Consider the following 19,626-nt stretch of genomic DNA (forward strand, 5'->3'; position numbering starts at 1 on the left):
GGCCCTCGTTTCTTCGTCGTTGATGAAGAATTTTGCCAGAGTTCACCCGGCTTCTTCAACAGCGATGGAGAAAAGTAGGATCACTCTCACCATGAGCGAGTCGGGCGCCGGGCGGCGCGGCAGGTGGCGCAGCGGCGAAGAGAGCCGCCGGCGCATCCTCGACGCGGCGCGGGCCCGCTTCACCTCGCACGGCTACGACATCGTCACCGTGCGCTCCATCGCCGCCGACGCCGGGGTGGATCCGGCGATGATCCACTACTTCTTCGGCAGCAAGGACAAGCTGTTCGCGGCGGCGCTGGAGGGTCCGGTCAGCCCGCGCGGCCCCCTGGACGACCTGCTCGCGGAGGGCCTCGACGGCGCCGCGGCCCGCATCGTCCGCGGCTTCCTGGCCGCCTTCGACGAAGCCGGCATGGGCCCGCTGGCCCTCCTGCGCTCCGGCCAGCCACCCGAGATGGTGCGCGAGTACGTGGAACGCGAGTTCACCACCCGCCTGGCCTCCCACCTCCAGGGCCCCGACACCGCCCTGCGCGCCCAGCTCATCACCGCCCAACTGCTGGGCCTCGCCCTGGCCCGCTACGGCCTCCGCCTCCCCGGCCCCGCCACCGCCTCCCCCGAAGACCTCGTCACCTGGTACGCCCCCCTCATCCAACCCCTCCTCGACACCCCCTGACCCGAGCCACCACCCTTCGCAGCACCACTGCTTGCCGCACCTTTCCCGGCCACAAGCTCGCAAGCCAAGCCCATGGCCCACATCCGCAGGCCGAAGGCCACACCGGGCGAGCCTCTGGGGCCAAACCGGAACTGAGCCCACGACTCCGAACCCCCGAACCGAAGGCCAAGCCGGGGCCGAAAGCCAAGCCCGTAGCCGGAACCCCACCGCCACTCGGCATCGCTGCGCCCTCGCAAGAGGCACCCGGCGCCTTCAAGCCCGGGTCCAGAATCGGGCCAAGGCGAGAGCCGGAGACCAGGAGCCGGAGGGCGGAGCCCGAGGCCCGGGGGCAGAGAGCGCGGGAGGCAGAGCCTCTGAGCCGGGAGCAGGGAGCCGGGAGCAGGGAGCCGGGAGCAGGGAGCAGGGGGCGGGAGGCGGAGCCCGAGGGCCGGGAGCAGAGAGCGCGGGAAGCGCAGCCCGAGACCCGGGAGCAGAGAGCGCGGGAAGCGCAGCCCGAGACCCGGGAGCAGGGGGCGGGAGGCAGAGCACGAGGGCCGGGAGCCGGGAGGGCGGTGGGCGGGTTGGGTTTCGGGTGGGTTGTGGGGGTTGAGAGGTTGGTCACGGTAGTTGGTGGGGTGCTGGGGTCGGGGCAAACCCCGGTCCTACCCTCATTTCTCGCCGCCGTTCCCCCCAGATGCCCCCGGCTTGCGGGCGCCCCGGAGGCGCGGGGCGCGTCGCGTGCGTAACGTGGCGTGCGGATGCGCCCTGCCGTACCGAATCTGAGGGTTGTGGATGGGGGTGGACGAAGGCCCGTCAGCAGGTGGGACCATCTATAACGGGATTTATCCCGACAAAATGCGATGACGCCTCCGGCAGGATGGGTTTGATGTCTGAGTCAGAGTTTCCCCTCGTGCAGTTCATGCGCGAAGGCTTCGACCCCGTGGCCGAGCTGGCCCGGATCCGCACAGAACAGCCGGTGTTCCCGATGGAGATCCCCGGCGACCAAACCGTGTACTTGGTGACCCGCTACGACGACGTCCGCGCCGTGCTGAGCGACCACGAGCGGTTCAGCAACGATTTCGCCGGTGTGATCGGCCTCGGGTCCAACCAGGACGACCCGGGCGGCCTCGGCTTCCGCGACCCGCCCGAGCACACGCGGCTGCGCAAGTACTTGACGCCGGAGTTCACCATGCGCCGTCTGCGCAGGCTGGAGCCCCGGATCGAGGCCATGGTCGAGGAGCACCTGGACCGCATGGAGGCGGCCGGGAACACGGCCGATCTGGTCGAGGCGTTCGCGCTGCCGATCCCTTCGCTGGTGGTGTGTGAGCTGCTCGGCGTGCCGTACGCGGACAGGTCGGACTTCCTCAAGCTGAGCACCGACCGCTTCGACTTCACGGCGGGACCCGAGGCGTCGCTGCAGGCGATCAACGACGCGATGACGTACCTGACCGACCTGGTCGCCCGTGAGCGCCTCAACCCCGGCGACGGCCTGCTGGGCCAGCTGCTGCGCGAGCACGGCGACGAGCTCGACGACCGCACGCTCGCCAGCATGGCCGACGGCCTGCTGACCGGCGGCCACGACACCAGCACCAGCATGCTCGCCCTCGGCTCGCTCTGGCTGATGAACAACCCGGAGGAGGCCGCCAAGGTCCGCGAGGTCGACGGCTACGTCAACCACGTCGTCGAGGAACTGCTGCGCTACATGACGGTCGTGCAGGTGGCCTTCCCGCGCTTCGCCCGCGAGGACCTCGACCTGTTCGGCACGCCCATCACCAAGGGCCAGCTCGTGCTGTGCTCGCTGACCGCCGCCAACCGCGACCCCGCGCTCGGCGAGAGCATGGACAAGGTCATGCCCACCAGGGAGAGCGCCGGTTCGCACCTGGCCTTCGGGCACGGCATCCACCGCTGCATCGGCGCCCCGCTGGCCCAGATGGAGATGCGCATCGCCTACCCGGCGCTGCTGCGCCGGTTCCCGAACCTGCGGGTGGACGGCGAGGTGCCTTTCAGGAAGCTCGCGATCGTGTACGGCGTGGAGAAGCTCCCCGTCGCCTGGTAGACGGCAGATCGGCAGCGTAACGTCACGTATGTGAACGGACACGCCATCGACCTGAGCGCCATCGGCGCCGTCGTGTTCGACAGCGACGGCGTCGTGACCGACACGGCGCGTGTGCACGCGGCCGCATGGAAGCATGTCTTCGACGGATTCCTGCGCGGCCGCTCGGCGCCGTTCGACATCCGCGCCGACTACGTGCGCCATGTCGACGGACGGCCCCGCCTGGACGGGCTGCGTACTTTCCTGGCCTCGCGCGGCATCACCCTGCCCGCTGGCTCGGCCGACGACGAGCCGGGCGCGCCGACCGAGCACGGTCTGGGACGGGCCAAGGACCTGGAGTTCCAGGCCCAGGTCGACAAGTACGGCGTGGCCGCCTTCCCCTCGGCCGTCGCGCTGCTGCACGAGCTGCGCCGCCGGGGCTGCCGCACCGCGGCGGTGACCTCCAGCACCCACGGCCGCAAGCTGATCACCGGAGCGGGCGTGGCCCACCTGTTCGACCTGGTCGTGGACGGCAACGACGCGGCCCTCATGAACCTGCCGGGCAAGCCCGACCCAGCCTTGTTCCTGGAGGCCTGCCGCCGCCTGGACCTGCAAGCCGCCCGCGCCGCTGTCGTGGAAGCCGCCCTGCCGGGCCTGGAAGCGGGCAGGAAGGGCGGATTCGGGCTGGTTGTGGCCGTGGACCGCAACGGCCGCGCGGCGGAGATGCGGGAACTGGGCGCCGACCTGGTGGTACGCGATCTCAGCGAGCTGGAGGTACGCGGGCGGGTGCCGGTTTCGTAGAGAATGTGAGGGATGACCGTCCTCATTGATCCGCCGAACTGGCCGGGGCCGCGTGGCCTCATGTGGTCCCACCTGGTTAGCGACACCTCGCTGGAGGAGTTGCACACGTTCGCGGGACGCCTCGGGGTGCCGGTGCGCGCCTTCGACCGCGACCACTACGACGTCCCGGAGACCGTGCACGCCCAGGCGGTGTCGCTGGGCGCCGAGGCGGTCAGCAGCCGGGAGCTGCTGCGGCGGCTGACCGAGGGCGGGCTGCGGCGCCGTAAACGCTCGTCGTGACCTGACGCCAGCCAGAACATTATTCGGTACGGTGAGCCCATGACGGACATCTTCGGCGACCTGGAAGCCGAGTACCGGCAGCTGGACTCCGTACTCGCCGCCCTCACCCCCGCGCAGTGGTCCCACCCCTCGGCCGCCGAGGGATGGACCGTCTCCGACGTCGTGCTCCACCTCGCCCAGACCGAAGAGCTGGTCACCGCCTCCCTGGACGGCCACGACGGCCTGTTCGCCCGCGACCCGGCCGTCAGCGACGTGGACGGCATGGCCGCCGACCTCGTGGCCGCCCAGCGCGACATCACCCCGGACGAACTGCTGGCCCGCTGGCGCGCCGCGGCCGGGGCCACCCCCTCCGCGCTGGCCGCGCACCCGCGACAGGCCCGCCTGCCCTGGGTCGCCGGGACCCTGTCGCCGCGCACCCTGGCCACCACCCGCCTGGCCGAGCACTGGGCGCACGCCCACGACGTCACCGCGCCGTTCGGCATCGCCTACCCGGCCACCGCGCGGCTGCGCCACATCGCCTGGCTCGGGCACCGCACCCTGCCGTACGCCTTCACGCTGGAGGGCCTGGAGCCCGCCCCGGTGTACTGCGACCTGACCGCCCCGGACGGCGATTCATGGCACTTTGGCGATCGCGGCTCGCCGTCGGTCATCACCGGCCCCGCGGCCGAGTTCTGCCTGGTGGGCGCCCGCCGCCTGGCCCCCGCCGACTCCACGCTCACGGCCACCGGCCCGCACGCCGCCCAGGCTCTGACGGTCCTGCGCAACTACGCCGCCTAGCCCCCGAGCGCGGCCAGTTCGGCGCTCATGTTGCGGCGGGCGCGGTCCTGCCACAACGCGCGGGCGCGTTCCGTCCGGTAAAGATTGGGTACGGCCAGCAGCCGCGCCAGCACCGCACTCCGCCCGGCGGCGAACAGCTCGTCCGGCACATGCGCGTATTCCCGGCGGATGTCGGCCGCGTACACCTCGTATCCGGGCCTGCCCAGGACCGCGAGGTCGGCGTCGCACAGGACCGCGCCGTTGGCGTCGCCGTCCCGGAGGGTGTCGTGGGCGGCGGTCAGGCGGACCAGCCTGGCCACCTCGGCCACCCGCTCCGCCGGTACGCCGCAGGCAGGCAGGCGGCGCTGGGCCAGCTGGGCGCTGCGTTCCTCGTCCCAGCCCGGCCGGCCGTCGTAGACCGCGTCGTGGAACCAGGCGGCCAGCCGTACCGCCACGGGATCGCCGGCCAGGTCGGCGAGGTCGTCGATGGCGGCGAGCACCGCGCGCAGGTGCGTGAGCGTGTGGTAGCGGCGGTGCGGCTCCGACCAGCGGGCCACCAGCTCGGCGTGGAGGGCCTGGGCGGCGGGCGTGTCGGCGAGGAGCTCCCCGATCATGGCCTCAACGCTATCGCGAGTGACGGCAAATTTCGTGTAATGGTCGGATGGGTGATGAGCGGCGGTTTCCCCGGTGGCGCGACATACGGGCGGTGCTGCCGCCCCTCGGCAGGCGGGACCGGCTGCTGGCCGCGGCCGGCATCGCCGACATCCGGCTGCTGGCCAGGCGGCGGGCGCCCAGGCTCGTCTTCGACTACGTGGACGGCGCGGCGGAGGACGAGATCTCGATGGCGCGGGCGCGCGAGGCGTTCGCGCGGGTGGAGTTCCGGCCGAGGATCCTGCGCGACGTCGGCGAGGTGCCGCTGACGGCGCGGGTGCTGGGGCGGGAGATCAGCATGCCGCTGGTGCTCGGGCCGACCGGGTTCACGCGCATGATGCACCGCGACGGGGAGAAGGCGGTGGCGCGGGCCGCGGCCAGGGCGGGCGTGCCGTACACGCTGTCGACCATGGGGACCACGTCCGCGCCCGAGGTGACGCGCGCCGCGCCCGGCGGGTGGAACTGGTTCCAGCTCTACATGGCGCGCGACCGCGGACGCAGCCGCGCCGCGCTCGACCTCGCCCGCGACGCGGGCATGGACGTGCTGGTCGTCACCGCGGACGTGCCGGTCGCCGGCGCGCGGCTGCGTGACGTACGGCACGGCCTGACGATGCCGCCGAGGTTGCGCCGGCGCAGCGCGCTGGGGGTGGTGCGACATCCGGCCTGGTGGTTCGACTTCCTGACCAGCGAACCTCTCACCTTCGCCACCATGGGCGGCAGCGATCTCGCCGGGATCACCAACCTGATGTTCGACCCGGGCGTGACCTTCGCCGACCTGGAGTGGATCCGCGGGGCGTGGGGCGGTCCGCTGGTGGTCAAGGGCGTGCAACGCGTGGACGACGCGGTCGCCCTGGCCGAGGCCGGGATCGACGGGATCGCCGTCTCCAACCACGGCGGCCGCCAGCTCGACCGCGCGGCCACACCCCTGGAACTGCTGCCCCAGGTGGCCGAGGCCGTGGGCGACCGGGCGGAGGTGTACCTGGACGGCGGCGTGCGCGGCGGGGCCGACGTCGCCGCCGCGCTCGCCTTGGGGGCCCGCGCGTGCTTCATCGGCCGCGCCTACCTGTACGGGCTGATGGCCGCGGGCGAGCCGGGCGTGGACCGGGTGCTGGACCTCGTCCGCGCCGAACTGACCCGCACGATCCAGCTGCTCGGCGGCTCCCTCGACCCTTCCGTGGTACGGCTCCGCCCTTGATTGCCCAGGACAACCTAGGGCGATCTTCGCACGTCTCACAGGTCCACCCATCGATGGAGGACCCGACGATGCGTCCCACCACCCTGATCCTCGCCTGCGCGGCCGCCCTGATCGCGACCGCGGCGCCGGCCCAGGCGGCCGTGCCGAAGATCCAGCTCGTGAAGGTCTACTACGACTCCCCCGGCGTGGACCGGCGCGCCAACGCCTCACTCAACGGCGAGTACGCCGTCGTCAGGAACACGACCAGGGCCGCCATCGACCTGGAGGGGTGGACGATCGCCGACCAGACCGGCTACCGGTACACCTTCGTACCCGGACAGGTGCTCAAGGCGGGCAAGAGCCTCACCCTGCGCACCGGCCAGGGCACGTCGGGAACCAGCACGGTCTACTGGGGGCGGCGCGCGTACGTGTGGAACAACGACAAGGACAGCGCCTACGTCCGCGACGCGAACCGCAAGATCATCGACAAGTGCTCGTACAACTCGAGCTACCGCGACTCGGTCTCCTGCCTCTGAGCCAGGAGATCAAGCTGGCCCTCGCACATCCAGTGGGCCGCGGCGGCCCGGATCCGCACCGGTTTACGCCTGGCCAGACCGAGGCGTTCGGCACATTCCGGGCCGATTCTGGCCCAGCGCGACTCGGGCGCGCGCAGAACATGCTGACACGCGCGACAACGCACCACGTGCTCACACGTGGTGGGGTCGCTGAGATCTTCGCTGAGGTTGAGGAGGTTCACGGCACCTCTCATCCTGCCACGGGGGTCTGGTACGGCCGGGCAGGCGCGGCCGAGGGGGTCAGGACGGCCAGAGCATGTTGGTGAGCTCGGCGTCGAGGTCCATGAAGTCGGTCTCCCTGCCTGCGGGCACCTTCTCGTAGGTGCGATGCAGGAACTCGGTGAGAGGTGCCAGCGGGACTTCGAAGAGCGCCTGCCCGAACGGTGACGTCAGGCTGATGTGCAGGGTGCGTTCGCCGTCGGCGCGGGCAGGCCAGACCTGCACGTCGCCGTCGCCGACACGCCGCACGATGCCTACAGTCAGTAGTTCGCGGGCGAAGATCCACTCGACCGGTTCGTCGTTCCCTACGTGGAAGGCCATGCGTATGGCATACGGGTCGTCGGCTGTGTAGCTCAGTCCGGCGAGCAGGGGGACGGTCGTACGGTCGGGGACCACAAGCCGAAGGCCAAGCTCGGCAGAGACGGTGGTGCTGTTCATCGTCAGCCAAACCTTTTCGTCGTAGGGTCCCCTCTTCGGGGCTTACTGCTCTGACGGACTTCGTCCTGAGCTATGACGCGGAACGAAGAAACCTGTAGGAAAGATTCCGCTCCTGAGGCCTTCTGTAACGCACATCACAGCAGGACATTTGGGCATCTACCAGGCTAAACGGCATCAATCGGGCCGTGTTTGCAAGGGTTTTGCGAGCTGTAGAGCCCACCCCGGCGAGCCCTCGGCACCTTTCGGGCGAAAGATCCCCTTTCCCAGCGCCTTCCGAACATGACCGATGCTATGCCAACCAGCCACCACGACGATGGGCAACCACCGCGTTTCCCCCCGAATCCTCTCGGCGCCGCTCGCCGCTTCGCCACCTGCTCCGGAAGTGCGGTATGGTTTTCCCCGTCGGGCACCGCGAGGAGCCAGGCAGGGCGGGCGATTAGCTCAGCGGGAGAGCGCTTCGTTCACACCGAAGAGGTCACTGGTTCGATCCCAGTATCGCCCACCAGCTCAGAAGGGGTTTCGGAGCCATCCGAGGCCCCTTTTCGCATGCCTGAGAAGTCAATGGGAGCCAATCGGGGAGCCATCCCACTCGGACTCTCTACCCGTGTCGGCTGTCGCCGAAGATGATGTTCATCGTCTGGGCACCCTGGGTGATCACCGGTCTGAGCTGGTGCCGGTACACAGCTTCGGTGACGCTGGTGCCCGCGTGCCCGACGAGATCGGCGATGGTCTCGATGGGTACGCCTTGGTCACTCATGATGGAGACGAACGAGTGACGTAGTTCGCGAGGCGTCCAGGTGGTTCCGATCCCCGCGTTCTTGGTGATCCTACGGAAGGCGCGCCGCACATTGGCCGCGTCCAGCGGACCTCCAACGCTCGTGCAGAACACCAGTTGGTGAGCCTGCCATGCCTCGCCGGCCTTCAGTTTCTGGGCGGCCTGGCGGACATGGTGTCGCTGGAGCGCCTGAACGGCCAGCTTGGGCAGTTCCAGCGTCCGCCGTGATTTCCGGGTCTTGGTGTCGCCCCCTCTCCGAACCGTCCGCCATACATAGATGGCGAACCTCTTGTGCTTGAACCCTGCCTCCGTCACCGGCCTCCAGGATTTGAGCTTGGGGACCCATGCCACGATGTGGTCCCAGCACAGTGCCCTGGCCTCCTCGGTGCGAACACCCGTAGTGAGGCTGAGCACGACGTAGGCGTGCAGATTCGTCGAAGCCGCAGCCTTGAGAACCGCCGTCGCCTGCTCCCGGGTAAGTGCCTTGCTCTGCCGTCCGTCCACGCCCTCGGGCGTGGTGACCAACTCGGCGACGTTCCTCAGGACCTTGTTGCGCGCTTGGGCCTGCCGAATCGATCGCTTCAGGATGCTGTGGACCTCGCGGAGAGTTGTAGTGGCCAGGCGGGTGGCGAGCCCGTCAAGCCACTCGTCCACGTCATCCGCGATCAAGCTCTGGAGTTTGCCTGCTCCCAGCTTCGGTATCACGTGCTTCTCTGCGAGCCCGGTCAGCTTGACGATGGTCGCTTCGGATCGCCCCTTGAGACCTTTGGCGAGCCAGTCTTTGACTGCATCGCCAACCGTGTAGTTCTCTGACGCGATGATGCCCGTCTCAAGGTCTTCGGCGAGCTTCTTCAGCTTGTCCTTGACGATGGTCTTGGTCTTGCCCTTGCGCTTGGGGCGGTTGCGCCTTCCGTCGGGATGGAACCCGAGGGAGATGGCTCCTGTGTAGCCCCCTCCCTCGGGGTAGATGGTCGCTTCGTACTTGCCGATCAGGATTTTGGCCAAGGGATCACCCCTTCTCGTGACGGTTGAGATACTCCTCGATCGCCTTCCTGATCACCCACGACACGTCGCGTTCCTGCGACTCGGCGTACCTGCGGAGACGGTCCTTCAGCTCCGCATCGACCCTCACGGGTGGCAGGGTCGTTCGGTCGCTCGTCATTGACGGCTTCCTTTCGGGGTGTGTCATGCAGTTATCAAGAGGCGCCGCCGGCGGACCGGCGTGTAGAGCAACGTAGCACGCTGTTCTACGCCTCGTCGATGCTTTCCAGCGATGAAACGAAGTCGGCCAGGTGCTGGTCGGTGATGCGGCGAAGTTTGCCGATCTTGATGCTCTTGAGCTGTCCGGTGCGGAGAAGGCAGTAGACCTTGTCGCGCCCGACGCTCAGCATCTCTGCTACCTGTTCGACGGTGTATGCCTGAATGTGCATCCCTCCCCTCGTTCGCCGGCGGGTCGGCTCCTCTCTCGTGCGTCACGGTGTGTAGTTGTGCATCGTGCACGTGCACGTCACGTGTGTCTGCCCATACGCGCAGACGCGCGCGAGGCGTGCACGTGCACAAAGAGGACTCAGTTACGGATTGTGAGGTTCGGCGCGCCAGCGTCCACGTGTGATCTGGACGGCGCGTTCGGACCGAGCGAGTTCGTCGAGCCGGTAGTAGACCCATCGGCGGCCCATGCCAGTGGCGGTGATCAGGTCGCCGACCGATACCCCGTCCGAGGGCGCCGCTTTCAGGGCGTCTTCCAGGGCTTGTTCCGCATCCTGGATGGCTTCAGAGCGAGCGTGTCGTGGTGGTTGTGGCTGGTTGTCGTCCGGAATGGGCTGTGAGGCCCTTTCCAGTGCGGTGGCCGACACGACGTCCAACTGTGGGCGGTGTGCTGCGTGTCGGTCGGCGGTGGTTTGCACGTGGGCGTCGGCCAGGAGGTAGGCACGGGCCCGCCGCGGAGAGTCGTGCTCGGTGGCGGAGATGAGGAACTTGCCGGGGGCGTCGAGGCGGTGGGCGTGCCATCCGGTCTTGAGCATGCCCGGTCCGAGGATCAGGTCGACGTCGCGTTGCTCACGTACGCGGAAGGACAGGCGGACGTCCATCTGTGAGCGGACCACGCCTTTACCCATGGCCTTCTGGGTGGGGCGTTGGGTGGCGGCCACGAGTTGTACACCGGGTGCTCGTCCACGTCGGGCGATCGAGTCGGCGTGCCGGATGGCATTAGGGGCCTCATCGACGAGTTCGGCGTACTCGTCGATGACGATGAACAGTTCCGGCATGGTGGGGCTGGGCGTCCAGACGCGTTCGCCGGCACGTGCGAGGTGATCCGCGCGCCCGTCGAGGATGGTCACGCCATCCGCCAACAGGGCTTCTGCCTCTTGCGGAGTGGTGGCCAGGCGGTCGAGGCAGGCGGCCCAGGGCATGAGTTCCATGCCGCCCTTGAGGTCGATGCCCCATATGATCACGTCGGAGCAGGCGGTGAGTTCCCCGAGGAGGACGTTCATGCCGCCGCTCTTGCCTGCCCCGGTGGCTCCGCCGAACAGCGCGTGCCGTCGCAGCAGGGAGACGCGGACCGGGGTGCCGTCCTCGAACAGCCCGATCTTGATCGGTTGCGTGATGGAGGAGATGGACGGACCCGGCCACGTGATCGCGTCGGCGTGCGGATCGGTTTCGATCACCCTCACGTCGGCTCGATTCGCTTCCCTGGTCGGTATCGGTTGTACGCGCACCGCTCCACGCTTGGCACCGAGCGCGGACTCCAGAGCGGGCACCTTGGCGATGGCGTCCTCGACGGTCTGGCCTGGTCCCAGGGCGAGCCGGAAGCGGTAGCCCCAGACGTCCACGAGTGCGGATTGCACGCGTGAGCCGGCCAGAGCGACGGCTTCTGCGATGTTCGGCCATGCGGCCAAGGTGCGTTCGACGCGTACCCGGGCGCGTCGGCGGCGATGCGCCCACCACGGTATGGCCAGCAGCACGGCCCCGACCCCGAGGACGAGCGGTAGCGGGCCGTAGGCGGTGCTGGCCGCTAGCCATCCCCCGACAAAGGCCGTGGCGACAGCCGCGTAGCCACGTTCTATTGGCCGGCTGAGATTGATCCACTGCCCTCCGACGAGCACCGCCACGGCGACCAGGGCGGCAGTCCCTGCGATGGTCGGCCACCACGGCCGGTAGTTGGCGTGCAGGAACATCGCGGCCGCCATGAGCAGGGCGGCCAGAGTGAGAGGGGCGAGTTCGGAGCGGTAGCGCCACATGGCGCGGCCTATGGTCGCGATGATCATGGGCGCGAGCTCTAGGTCGTCGGTGATCGATGCGATCGGCTGGACGCCTATGCGGCGCATGCGGCGGGCGTTGCGGCGCATCTGGTGCCGAGAGGTACGGCGGTGGCTCATCGGGCCTCGCCTCCCGCCCTACGCGGGAAGGCGTTGGCCTGTTGCGCGGCTACCTCATCGCGCAGGTACCAGAGCGGATCGGGCTCCCCGTCTTGGGCGGCTGCGAGCGTCGCTTGGGCGGCGGCCAGCATGTTGGCCTGGCTGCGGCGGACCTTGTCCAGCTCGGCATGCACATGGCTGAGTTCGACTACGAGGGCGCGAGCGTCGTACAGAACGGTGTCGAGGTGCTCCCAGATGGGAGCGTGAGCGGGGGTGGATCGGGCGAGGGTGGCGATGAGGTGGACGGCGGTGTGGTTGCGGGACAGAACCTCCTGTAGCCGGGCGGGCGGGAAGGGGTGGCGGTGGGTCATAGGGCATCCCTCCTTCGGGTCGGCGATGTGGTTCCAACGGCAGTTCCTTCCTGGTCGTGGGGATGGGGTGCCAGCGTGCGCGGGCGCTGGCGTAGTGGTCTGAGACGGGTGCTTACGTGTCGGGCAAGGGCTCCTTAGCTGCCGTCATCGGTCGGTGATCAGGTCGAGCAGACCGCTCAGAACGTGCTGGATGTCGGGAGCGAGCGCGGTCGCGGCCAGCAGGAAGCCGAACACGACGGACACGGCCGCCTGCCACAGGCGCAACCCGAGGTACCGCAGGCCGATGAACACGGCCATGCCCAGCAGCACGACCAGGGGAATCGTGATGGTCATGGGCCTCACCTCCTCTCGTGCCTTGTCAAGGGCTTCAGATGCCGTCGTGCAGGGCCTTGCGGCGGTGCCAGCGCCAACGGGCGCGGCACTTGGCGCACCTGCGATTACCGGGCTGTACGGCAGCGCCGCATAAGCAAGAGCCGGCGATGGATCGGGGCAGGGACCTCAAGAGGCAGTCACCTCCTCTCCGGGCAGACGTCGGGGGTGTAGTGGCACCGGTGGGCGTACGCGACGATCAGGCGACGCGTCATCCCTTCGGCGTGGCTTGGCACAGTGCCGTTGAGGCGTCGGCGGTCGTCGCTGCGGATCGAGATCACCATGAGGGCGAAGAGAGCGAGCGCGGCAGCGGCGAGAACCAAGCCGGCCACGACGATGAGGGCGGCGGTGTCCACGTCTCACACCGCCTCGTCGTAGGGGGTGACGGCACCTTCGTAGGACACCAAGGCCCTGTGACGAGCCATTGCCTCGTCCGTGACGACGAACGCCCGGAAGAAGACCCTTCCGAAGCTGATCGTGGTTGTGTAGTTGCCGTGGGAGACAGCCACAGGCGTGCCCAAGCAGGCGGCGATTCGTTCTACCTCGGTTATGGCCTGTGCTTCGGTCTGGGCTGATCCGTTGTGACGAGGCAGTACCGATGCATCCACCTGCATCGGTGCCGGGATCTCGGGGTGATCGTCCAGGAAGTCGGCCAGCCTCCGGAGATCGGTGATGACCTGATTCCGGCGGACGTCAGTGATCGTGTCGTCGGTCATGTGAGATCACCTTCCTTACGAGTTGAGTCGTGCAGAGCCGGAGCGCGTCGGGGCAGTTCTCCAGCACATCGGCAATGGCGTGAAGGGTGATGATCACGAGCAGCAGCGCCGTGGCGGCAAGAAACGTGGAAGCAAGGCTGTCCGCACAGTTGTCCAGCAGTTCGGCCAGGGTGCGCGTGGCCGTGATCAAGCGTGTTGGCTGAGTGCCTTCAAGACCGGTCACTGAAGATCACTTCCCTTCCGTTCCGTCTGTGCGGTTGACCTACGACTGCGAAGGTAGGTCTGACGGAAGGGCCCGCCCCATCGCGAGATGAGATCGTGCGATGAGATCGTTTAGATCTTGCAGTGAGATACGCGCCATCTGGTGGTGAGATACGCCGCAGGTCAAGCGGTATAGAGCGCGCACACGCAAAAGACCCCCGACAGGGCCGTGGGAACGAGCGCTCTGGGGAACGCTGCCAGCCCTGCCGGGGGCGTCTGGAGGGAGTTAGGTACGGCAGCGCCTAGGTGGGGAGCCCTCCAGGCCTGTCCCCTCACCTATCCGGAGAGCACGCGCGCTGCCGTACCCGCTTGGTGGGCCTCAGTCCCTTCCCCGCGACCCGGGCGATCTTCCGCGAGATTGACCCCGAGTTTCCGCCTCAAGGTGCCTGCGTAGTTCGTCGAGGTCGGCTCCACATCGCACGTTCGAGAGGCCCGTGTTCGTAGGCACGAGGATGATGCGAATCGCGCACCAGCCATCTCCAGGTCCGGCCACATCCTGAATGTGCCAACCGGGGTAGGCGGCGCTCAGTTGAGCCAAGGTCACGGCCACGACGCCTCCTTGGTGGCCGGCCGCGACAGCGGATCAGAAGCGCAGGGACCGGTGTGGCGAAGCATCCATCTATACGGATTCATTCGCTCACAACCTCCCCAGAACCCAACGAATCGCCGAGCGCTCCTAACCTGCGCTCTGTGCCTCTGTGAGATTCCCAAGCAAAGAGGTTCCAGCGAATCTCGCCGTGATATCTCACGATGTGATGGACTAGGGAGGCTTCACCTTTCCTTGTAGGCGCGCTACCACGGGAACGGAACGCCCGCCATGACGATGGATCAAGCGCACATCCGAGAAGTCCTTACGGGCGTTTTCGCACGTCAGGACCTAGAGGAAGTGTGCAAACGTCGTGATGTCGGGGGCGTCATCCGAATCTTGAACAAGTACGGCATCACGCAAGGACAGATCGCCGGCCTTACCGGCATCGCGCAAGGTCGCATCAGCGAGTACAAGACCGGGAAGCGCTTCGCGACCGCAAAGTCTACCTTTGAGTCCATCGCTGATGGTTTGGGCATGCCTGCGCACTTGCGTAGGTCTCTGGGGCTTGCGCCTGGTGGCAGCGACGATGCCCGACGTGTTGGCGATGGGCTGCAAATCCCGACGGACACCTTTGATTTGCAGCTCCTGGCAGAGGCGATCGGGAAAAGAGGCGAGGCATTGAAGCGCCGGGAATTACTGCGAATGGTGGCACAGTTGGGCGCGACGACCACGCTCGCGCAGAGCGAAGCATGGGAGAAGATCTCATTCGCTCTGACCAAGCCGTCCGCTCTTGACGAGGCAATCGTCCGTGAAATGGAGGCTAGATCCGCTGGATTCCACCGACTTGAAGAGATGCTTCCGGCGAACGCCATCTTCAAAGGCCTTGCAGCCCACCTGCGGGAAGTCGGCACCATCCTCAATGGCACGACATCCGATCCGAAGGATGACCTGCGTAGGCGCCTCATGGTGGTGGCCAGCGAAAGCAGCGTCCTGGCTGGGTGGATCGCGTCGGACCTGGGCAGCCCACCAACCGCACGCAACTTCTACGACACTGCGGAGAAGGCGGCAAGAGAGGCAAACGATCTGGGCATCATCGCGTGCGCCTACGGGTACCGCAGCTACATTCCCAGCTCGAAAGCGAACCACGGGCGAGCCCGAGCGCTTCTGGCCAGCGCTCTCGACTTGCTTCCAAAGTCCGCGTCACCTGGGACGACCTCCTGGCTTGCGGCCAGACATGCGGAGGAGAGCGCCGCGCTCGGCGATAAGGAAAACGCCTACCGCTCATGGGCTGAAGCACAAGAGGCATTCGAAATCGCCGATCCGGACGAGGATCGCGTCTGGACCCGATTCCTTGATCAGGATCGCTTCGATGCGTTTCGGATAGCCACGTTCTCGCAGATCGGCCAGCTGAGCGAAGCGGAAGAAGTCGCCAGAGCCGTGATCTCTCGATTGCCGGAAGTGGACAGGAAGCGTGCGGGCATCATCCTTGGCGATATCGCCATGGCACATATCGCACACGGGTCAGCGAACGAGGCTGCGAGAGCCGCACGAGAGGGGCTCGCGGTAGTTCGGGAGACAGAGTCGGTCATCTGGTTGCCGCGCTTCGAAATACTCGCAAAGGCGCTGGAGAGATGGCGGGTGCAACAGCCAGTACGCCTCTTCCTGGAGGACATCATCATGACGAAGCGTCAGTTTTCCGCGTCTCGTCAGTAATCCAGCGAAGATACTCAGCGCTGCCCGCCACGATATCGGTAGCGATGATCTCAGGCGTCTCATAGGTGTGATTGGCCTTAATATGTCTTTCGAGATCATCAAAGTGCTCGGCTGTGGTCAGAATAACCAACTGCCACTCAGTAGCATCCTGTAAGGCACCGCGCCACCAGTACACAGACCTGATCGGACCTAAGATCTGAATACCCGCCGCTAGGCGCTCGCAGGCGATGCTGCGGGCGAGGTCGGCCCCCTCTGCGGCATTAGGCACAGTCGTCACGACCTGCACGTAACCCTTCACAACTCAGTTCCCCTTGAGTCGAAGGCACACACATCCTGCTGTATGCGACCTTAGCGAACTAGTCGCTGCGTCCCTGCACGCAGGTCGGCGGAGGCGTCTGGACGTGGCGCGTCGTCGAGCTACCCGGCCAGCAGATCGCCATCGTGTGCGCCGGGGGCATGCGAGCCGCCGTTGGGCGACGTCGGCACGTTGTGGGCGAGCAGCCGTGCCGGCCGCTCAGCGAGTGGCAGAGGTTTGCGAAGCAGGCTCATCATCAGGCGGCCGACTTGCAGAATCAACGATGACGCGATCCACCCACTCGAACGCGTCCCGCGCTGCTTCTGGGTGGCCCTCGCTGATCGCGGTCGGTTCAAGTCCTTCACCGCCTACATGGGCGACTTTGTTCCGGACGAAGAAGAGGCGATCAACTCGCTTCCACAGGGGTCGATCTTCCACCCTCATGGATCTCCCGCATACTGCCGCGATCCCCTTATCGAAGAGCGATGACGCAGCCATCGACCAATCGCGAGGGTTATCCAAAAGAGCATCGACGAGCGCCGCCTGCTCTTGGGTAGCGAGAATCCTCATAGCCTGCTTGATCTTCACCTCGCAGGCCATGGCGGCCAGCAGCGTGGCAAGACGGAGATCCGGATGATCCGCTGACGACGATGTGTACAACGCGTCGGCTAGCAGGGTTTCAGCCAAGGGGGGCTCGACATACCCGGCACCGGAGATGTTGCTAACGAGAGCCTCGAACTCCTGATGGTTAGGGGCCGACACTCCAAGGCGGAGCACACCAGGCTTCGTAACGCCGTAGCCAGCGCGGAACCACTCACCGTTTCGGTCGTAGAGGCGGCCACTCGTAAATCCCGGGAGGAAGAGTTTGGCACTGGGCCCGAGCCACGGCTGTCGGTAGGTGACGGCGGCATGGCGCATGATTCGTGTGACGAATTCGATGGACACATCCCGTGCCACCTTGATCAGTTCGATGACCTCCTCCCGGCGTTCTCCGGAAGGGTCGCCTGCCAAGTCGCCAGCCAGCAGAGCGCTGGGAAGCTCAACCTCAACCTTGACCCAACCAACCCTCCATTTGGCCCTCTCACCTTCGGGCGTCTCGATCCAGCCACGCAACAGATGAAAGTTCTGAACCTTCATTGCGTCAGGCCCCGGCAACCATTCAAGGTCTTGGTCAGCGCCCTCTGACGATCGAGGAACTACCAACGTGCATCGGTAACCGCCCACGACGGCCGTGTAGCGTGCGCCAAGAACTTCTGCTCCGACCCAGAATTGGTCGACTTCGAAGTAGTGGACCGCGATGACTGTCGACATGGCCCTGATCCTGCCACTGCTTGACACCACGGGTTGTGGATAACGCATGATCTAGGTGTCTTCCGCATGTCCGAAGACCTGACGTCAATGAAGTTTTGACCTCCCCGATCGCATGCGGGAATCGACAGCACCTCCACCGACGCAGACAGAACGGAGGCCCTTCACCCGCTATGACGGGAAGTGCCTTCGTCGCATGGCGGGCAGGGTTATCTCAGTACACGGTTGCGCTCCGAGCTTGCAACCACTCCTCAGTGCCGACAGCGCGGATCTCTGTCGAGTCGCGGAAACATGCCGGGTAGAGCAGGCTCCCCGGATTGGCGTCGTCGGATACGGCAGGGCCAGGTTCGGCCAGGACGGACACCTCGACGAGGATCAACCACTCATCCGGGCCACACTGCTCCAGGACAGTACCCGGTAGCCATGGCCATGAGCTGCGATCATCGGCCTGTTCGGCGTGCAGGGGATACCTGACCAGGACTGGCGTCTCCTCAGGGAAGACCCCATCATTTCGGCCATGGCCGTACCCGTTGGTTTCGTCGATCACATCGGCTCCTCTCCTGCTCCGGAGAGGGTCTGTGGGAGCCAGTTGCGGGAGCCAATGCGTTCCGGCTCCCCTGGACTTCCCTCGACCTCCCCAGAGTGTTCTGTGAGGTGAGAAGCCCCCGATCGACTCCGATCGACGTTGTCAGACTTGCTCTTTTGCCTTCACACCGAAGAGGTCACTGGTTCGATCCCAGTATCGCCCACCAACGTCAGAGGCCACTTCCCAACGCGGGAGGTGGCCTTTTCGATCTTCTGAGTGACTTACCGATCGTCTTCGCCCTGGCCGGGAAAGAGTCGATCCATGATCACTGTCCCCTCCTGCATCACGGGTCGAATCCGCCGACGATAGATCGTCTCTGTTACCGCCGAGCCGCCGACGTGCCCTACCAGGCGTGCGATCTGTTCGATAGGACTCCATCAGCAGAGAGCAGGCGCAGGACCATGCATCTCCGTCGCACCTTTGGCTCTTGACTGTTTTGTCCGTTTTCTCGCTATCGACCCGGCCCGCCCCGGCATCGACCTGGCCGACCTCGAAGAGGTGCAGGCTCACGATGGCCCACAGTGCGGATCGATGCTCCGAGGCAGGGCGTGCGGCATGCGCCGTACATGCTGAGGGCGTGTCCACCGGCTGGTGGACACGCCTGATCGTTTGCGAAGGAAGGGTCAGAACGTCGGGACCTGCGCGCACCTACCGTCGGGGGTCTTCTTCTGCCCGGGCGGGCAACCGATATCGGGCACGCCGGTGAATCCCCTCGGCTGGATGACGACGGTGTCGTCCGGCTCGATCAGGCCCTGCGGGATGGGGTTGAAGACATCATCCAGCGTGGCCTGTTCGGGGATGGGCGGGCAGGCCGCGTACGCGGGGACGGCCAGGGCGAGCAAGGCGGCAACCGACAGGGCGCCGAACAGGGGAGCAGTACCGCGCATGGGGTTCTCCTAAGGGAGTTGATGCGGGCCGCGGCGTGCGACTCTCGCATCCCATTACCCAAGGAACTGAAACGACTACCCTAAGTCACTGGCAATCTTCCCGGCGAAAGTACGTGAGGGCGGGATCAAGCTGCATGCGCATCGTAGACAGCTCCCGCCAAGCGAGAAACTCATCCAGCAACGTGAAGAGGATCGCGGAGCGCCACACCACAAGGCGACTGCCCCCCGCTGTCGCCTCACCGGGCGGATTGACGTCGCGTCGGTGCGCCTGATATTAATCCACCAACCAGTTGGTGAATTAATGAGGAGTGGGCATGACGGCGACGCGACGAGGTAGGCCTCCGGCGGGTCCGGAGCGGCGGAACGCGCTGGTGCAGGCGGCGTATCGATGTCTGGCCGAAGGCGGGTTCGAGCGGCTGCGGATGCGAGACGTGGCCGCCGGCGTGGGCATCGACCATTCGTCGATCCATCACCACTTCCCGACCAAGCAGGATCTGGTGGTGGCGGTGGTCGACTACACCACCCGGCAGTTCTGGTCGACCACCCCGCCCGACGGCGGCCCCGTTGAGCGCCTGCGGCACCACCTGGCCACGCTCCGCCAGAAGATCGTCGACGAGCCCGAGCTCCACATCGTCCTGCGCGAGCTGGATCTGCGGGCCCGGCGCGACCCCGAACTGCTGGAGATCATCGCCGGCCGGGAGGAGGGCTGGCGCAGCTCACTGCGCACTCTGTTGACCGGTGCCGCCGCTGCCGGAGCATTGGCCCCGGGCGTCGATCCGGCGACAGGAGCGGAACTGGTCATCGCCACCGTCAAGGGAGCGAGCCTGGCATCCAGCCGCGCCGGCGACGTCATCGAGCTTCTCGACCAGTTGCTGATTCGGGCCTGACC

The 19,626-nt window shown here is 66.6% G+C and carries 25 protein-coding genes and 1 tRNA gene; 10 read left to right on the top strand and 16 right to left on the bottom strand.

Features of this window, described 5'->3' with window-relative positions; genetic code table 11:
- Nucleotides 1-91: 91 nt before the first annotated feature.
- The 5 genes from HNR40_RS16010 to HNR40_RS16030 all read left to right on the top strand — a co-directional run bounded on the left by HNR40_RS16010 (nucleotide 92) and on the right by HNR40_RS16030 (nucleotide 4,538).
- Nucleotides 92-670 (top strand): TetR/AcrR family transcriptional regulator, encoded by a 579-nt coding sequence (locus HNR40_RS16010; protein ID WP_184961932.1) that lies wholly within the window; start codon nucleotides 92-94, stop codon nucleotides 668-670.
- 865 nt (nucleotides 671-1,535) lie between these two features.
- Nucleotides 1,536-2,705: a cytochrome P450 gene (locus HNR40_RS16015; protein WP_184961934.1), complete on the top strand. Its 1,170-nt coding sequence runs from the start codon at nucleotides 1,536-1,538 to the stop codon at nucleotides 2,703-2,705.
- A gap of 30 nt (nucleotides 2,706-2,735) precedes the next feature.
- Complete coding sequence (locus HNR40_RS16020) at nucleotides 2,736-3,482, top strand: HAD family hydrolase (RefSeq protein WP_184961936.1); 747 nt, start codon at nucleotides 2,736-2,738, stop codon at nucleotides 3,480-3,482.
- A 12-nt stretch (nucleotides 3,483-3,494) separates the two neighbouring features.
- On the top strand, nucleotides 3,495-3,761 hold the full coding sequence (locus tag HNR40_RS16025; RefSeq protein WP_184961938.1) for a DUF4031 domain-containing protein: 267 nt from the start codon (nucleotides 3,495-3,497) through the stop codon (nucleotides 3,759-3,761).
- Nucleotides 3,762-3,800: 39 nt separating this feature from the next.
- Entirely contained in the window at nucleotides 3,801-4,538 is a 738-nt protein-coding gene (locus HNR40_RS16030; protein WP_184961940.1) for a maleylpyruvate isomerase family mycothiol-dependent enzyme, read from the top strand.
- Here the strand turns inward: HNR40_RS16030 and HNR40_RS16035 are convergent.
- Entirely contained in the window at nucleotides 4,535-5,131 is a 597-nt protein-coding gene (locus HNR40_RS16035) for an HD domain-containing protein (protein ID WP_184961942.1), read from the bottom strand. The two genes, HNR40_RS16030 and HNR40_RS16035, sit on opposite strands and share 4 nt — an antisense overlap.
- Nucleotides 5,132-5,178: 47 nt before the next feature.
- On the opposite strand from HNR40_RS16035, the gene HNR40_RS16040 reads away from it, so the two are divergent.
- Both HNR40_RS16040 and HNR40_RS16045 read left to right on the top strand, forming a co-directional pair.
- Complete coding sequence (locus HNR40_RS16040) at nucleotides 5,179-6,363, top strand: alpha-hydroxy acid oxidase (protein WP_184961944.1); 1,185 nt, start codon at nucleotides 5,179-5,181, stop codon at nucleotides 6,361-6,363.
- A 68-nt stretch (nucleotides 6,364-6,431) separates the two neighbouring features.
- Nucleotides 6,432-6,878, top strand: coding sequence for a lamin tail domain-containing protein (locus HNR40_RS16045; protein WP_184961946.1), 447 nt, complete (start codon nucleotides 6,432-6,434; stop codon nucleotides 6,876-6,878).
- Here the strand turns inward: HNR40_RS16045 and HNR40_RS57850 are convergent.
- Nucleotides 6,851-7,111 (bottom strand): DUF6011 domain-containing protein, encoded by a 261-nt coding sequence (locus HNR40_RS57850; RefSeq protein WP_376773475.1) that lies wholly within the window; start codon nucleotides 7,109-7,111, stop codon nucleotides 6,851-6,853. The genes HNR40_RS16045 and HNR40_RS57850 overlap by 28 nt on opposite strands.
- A gap of 46 nt (nucleotides 7,112-7,157) precedes the next feature.
- Entirely contained in the window at nucleotides 7,158-7,574 is a 417-nt protein-coding gene (locus HNR40_RS16050) for an SsgA family sporulation/cell division regulator (protein WP_020547189.1), read from the bottom strand.
- Between the two features lie 430 nt (nucleotides 7,575-8,004).
- Between HNR40_RS16050 and HNR40_RS16055 the strand changes: the two genes are divergently transcribed.
- Nucleotides 8,005-8,079 (top strand) — tRNA-Val (locus HNR40_RS16055).
- A 93-nt stretch (nucleotides 8,080-8,172) separates the two neighbouring features.
- Here the strand turns inward: HNR40_RS16055 and HNR40_RS16060 are convergent.
- From HNR40_RS16060 to HNR40_RS16100, 9 genes are all read right to left on the bottom strand, one after another.
- Nucleotides 8,173-9,354, bottom strand: coding sequence for a tyrosine-type recombinase/integrase (locus tag HNR40_RS16060; RefSeq protein WP_184961948.1), 1,182 nt, complete (start codon nucleotides 9,352-9,354; stop codon nucleotides 8,173-8,175).
- A 4-nt stretch (nucleotides 9,355-9,358) separates the two neighbouring features.
- Nucleotides 9,359-9,481, bottom strand: a complete 123-nt coding sequence (locus HNR40_RS16065; protein ID WP_184961950.1) for a CopG family ribbon-helix-helix protein — start codon at nucleotides 9,479-9,481, stop codon at nucleotides 9,359-9,361.
- 115 nt (nucleotides 9,482-9,596) lie between these two features.
- Complete coding sequence (locus tag HNR40_RS16070) at nucleotides 9,597-9,779, bottom strand: helix-turn-helix domain-containing protein (protein WP_184961952.1); 183 nt, start codon at nucleotides 9,777-9,779, stop codon at nucleotides 9,597-9,599.
- A gap of 141 nt (nucleotides 9,780-9,920) precedes the next feature.
- Nucleotides 9,921-11,693 carry a cell division protein FtsK gene (locus HNR40_RS16075; protein ID WP_184961954.1) on the bottom strand — a complete coding sequence of 591 codons (1,773 nt, stop codon included), beginning with the start codon at nucleotides 11,691-11,693 and terminating at the stop codon, nucleotides 9,921-9,923.
- Between the two features lie 26 nt (nucleotides 11,694-11,719).
- On the bottom strand, nucleotides 11,720-12,073 hold the full coding sequence (locus HNR40_RS16080) for a hypothetical protein (protein ID WP_184961956.1): 354 nt from the start codon (nucleotides 12,071-12,073) through the stop codon (nucleotides 11,720-11,722).
- 144 nt (nucleotides 12,074-12,217) lie between these two features.
- The gene (locus HNR40_RS16085; RefSeq protein WP_184961958.1) at nucleotides 12,218-12,406 is read right to left on the bottom strand and encodes a hypothetical protein; all 189 of its coding nucleotides are present in this window, start codon (nucleotides 12,404-12,406) and stop codon (nucleotides 12,218-12,220) included.
- Between the two features lie 176 nt (nucleotides 12,407-12,582).
- A complete protein-coding gene (locus HNR40_RS16090; RefSeq protein ID WP_184961960.1) occupies nucleotides 12,583-12,798 on the bottom strand; it encodes a hypothetical protein in 216 nt (71 codons plus the stop codon).
- 3 nt (nucleotides 12,799-12,801) lie between these two features.
- Nucleotides 12,802-13,158, bottom strand: coding sequence for a hypothetical protein (locus HNR40_RS16095; RefSeq protein WP_184961962.1), 357 nt, complete (start codon nucleotides 13,156-13,158; stop codon nucleotides 12,802-12,804).
- A complete protein-coding gene (locus HNR40_RS16100) occupies nucleotides 13,136-13,381 on the bottom strand; it encodes a hypothetical protein (RefSeq protein WP_184961964.1) in 246 nt (81 codons plus the stop codon). The genes HNR40_RS16095 and HNR40_RS16100 overlap by 23 nt, the downstream gene beginning before the upstream one ends.
- An 855-nt stretch (nucleotides 13,382-14,236) precedes the next feature.
- On the opposite strand from HNR40_RS16100, the gene HNR40_RS16105 reads away from it, so the two are divergent.
- Complete coding sequence (locus HNR40_RS16105) at nucleotides 14,237-15,661, top strand: helix-turn-helix domain-containing protein (protein WP_184961966.1); 1,425 nt, start codon at nucleotides 14,237-14,239, stop codon at nucleotides 15,659-15,661.
- Here HNR40_RS16105 and cutA read toward each other — a convergent pair.
- The 4 genes from cutA to HNR40_RS16125 form a co-directional block, all read right to left on the bottom strand.
- A complete protein-coding gene (gene cutA, locus HNR40_RS16110; RefSeq protein WP_184961968.1) occupies nucleotides 15,624-15,959 on the bottom strand; it encodes a divalent-cation tolerance protein CutA in 336 nt (111 codons plus the stop codon). The two genes, HNR40_RS16105 and cutA, sit on opposite strands and share 38 nt — an antisense overlap.
- Nucleotides 15,960-16,175: 216 nt before the next feature.
- Nucleotides 16,176-17,267, bottom strand: coding sequence for a hypothetical protein (locus tag HNR40_RS16115; RefSeq protein ID WP_184961970.1), 1,092 nt, complete (start codon nucleotides 17,265-17,267; stop codon nucleotides 16,176-16,178).
- Nucleotides 17,268-17,478: 211 nt separating this feature from the next.
- Complete coding sequence (locus HNR40_RS16120) at nucleotides 17,479-17,811, bottom strand: hypothetical protein (RefSeq protein WP_184961972.1); 333 nt, start codon at nucleotides 17,809-17,811, stop codon at nucleotides 17,479-17,481.
- 662 nt (nucleotides 17,812-18,473) lie between these two features.
- Nucleotides 18,474-18,737 carry a hypothetical protein gene (locus tag HNR40_RS16125; protein ID WP_184961974.1) on the bottom strand — a complete coding sequence of 88 codons (264 nt, stop codon included), beginning with the start codon at nucleotides 18,735-18,737 and terminating at the stop codon, nucleotides 18,474-18,476.
- Nucleotides 18,738-19,051: 314 nt separating this feature from the next.
- Here HNR40_RS16125 and HNR40_RS16130 point away from each other — a divergent pair, with 314 nt between their 5' ends.
- The gene (locus tag HNR40_RS16130) at nucleotides 19,052-19,624 is read left to right on the top strand and encodes a TetR/AcrR family transcriptional regulator (protein WP_184961976.1); all 573 of its coding nucleotides are present in this window, start codon (nucleotides 19,052-19,054) and stop codon (nucleotides 19,622-19,624) included.
- The last annotated feature ends 2 nt before the right edge of the window (nucleotides 19,625-19,626 follow it).

Source organism: Nonomuraea endophytica, assembly GCF_014203235.1.
In the GTDB taxonomy this organism is placed as follows: Bacteria; Actinomycetota; Actinomycetes; order Streptosporangiales; family Streptosporangiaceae; genus Nonomuraea; species Nonomuraea endophytica.

Bases quoted from the DNA above. Each gene is read 5' to 3' on its own strand.
- HNR40_RS16040 (WP_184961944.1), top strand. From the start codon at position 5,179: ATGGGTGATGAGCGGCGGTTTCCCCGGTGGCGCGACATACGGGCGGTG.
- HNR40_RS16030 (WP_184961940.1), top strand. From the start codon at position 3,801: ATGACGGACATCTTCGGCGACCTGGAAGCCGAGTACCGGCAGCTGGAC.
- HNR40_RS16035 (WP_184961942.1), bottom strand. From the start codon at position 5,131: ATGATCGGGGAGCTCCTCGCCGACACGCCCGCCGCCCAGGCCCTCCAC.
- HNR40_RS16125 (WP_184961974.1), bottom strand. From the start codon at position 18,737: ATGCGCGGTACTGCTCCCCTGTTCGGCGCCCTGTCGGTTGCCGCCTTG.
- HNR40_RS16075 (WP_184961954.1), bottom strand. From the start codon at position 11,693: ATGCGCCGCAACGCCCGCCGCATGCGCCGCATAGGCGTCCAGCCGATC.
- HNR40_RS16050 (WP_020547189.1), bottom strand. From the start codon at position 7,574: ATGAACAGCACCACCGTCTCTGCCGAGCTTGGCCTTCGGCTTGTGGTC.
- HNR40_RS16095 (WP_184961962.1), bottom strand. From the start codon at position 13,158: ATGACCGACGACACGATCACTGACGTCCGCCGGAATCAGGTCATCACC.
- HNR40_RS16070 (WP_184961952.1), bottom strand. From the start codon at position 9,779: ATGCACATTCAGGCATACACCGTCGAACAGGTAGCAGAGATGCTGAGC.
- HNR40_RS16130 (WP_184961976.1), top strand. From the start codon at position 19,052: ATGACGGCGACGCGACGAGGTAGGCCTCCGGCGGGTCCGGAGCGGCGG.
- HNR40_RS57850 (WP_376773475.1), bottom strand. From the start codon at position 7,111: ATGAGAGGTGCCGTGAACCTCCTCAACCTCAGCGAAGATCTCAGCGAC.
- HNR40_RS16105 (WP_184961966.1), top strand. From the start codon at position 14,237: ATGACGATGGATCAAGCGCACATCCGAGAAGTCCTTACGGGCGTTTTC.
- HNR40_RS16085 (WP_184961958.1), bottom strand. From the start codon at position 12,406: ATGACCATCACGATTCCCCTGGTCGTGCTGCTGGGCATGGCCGTGTTC.
- HNR40_RS16015 (WP_184961934.1), top strand. From the start codon at position 1,536: ATGTCTGAGTCAGAGTTTCCCCTCGTGCAGTTCATGCGCGAAGGCTTC.
- HNR40_RS16025 (WP_184961938.1), top strand. From the start codon at position 3,495: ATGACCGTCCTCATTGATCCGCCGAACTGGCCGGGGCCGCGTGGCCTC.
- HNR40_RS16080 (WP_184961956.1), bottom strand. From the start codon at position 12,073: ATGACCCACCGCCACCCCTTCCCGCCCGCCCGGCTACAGGAGGTTCTG.
- HNR40_RS16115 (WP_184961970.1), bottom strand. From the start codon at position 17,267: ATGTCGACAGTCATCGCGGTCCACTACTTCGAAGTCGACCAATTCTGG.
- HNR40_RS16010 (WP_184961932.1), top strand. From the start codon at position 92: ATGAGCGAGTCGGGCGCCGGGCGGCGCGGCAGGTGGCGCAGCGGCGAA.
- HNR40_RS16045 (WP_184961946.1), top strand. From the start codon at position 6,432: ATGCGTCCCACCACCCTGATCCTCGCCTGCGCGGCCGCCCTGATCGCG.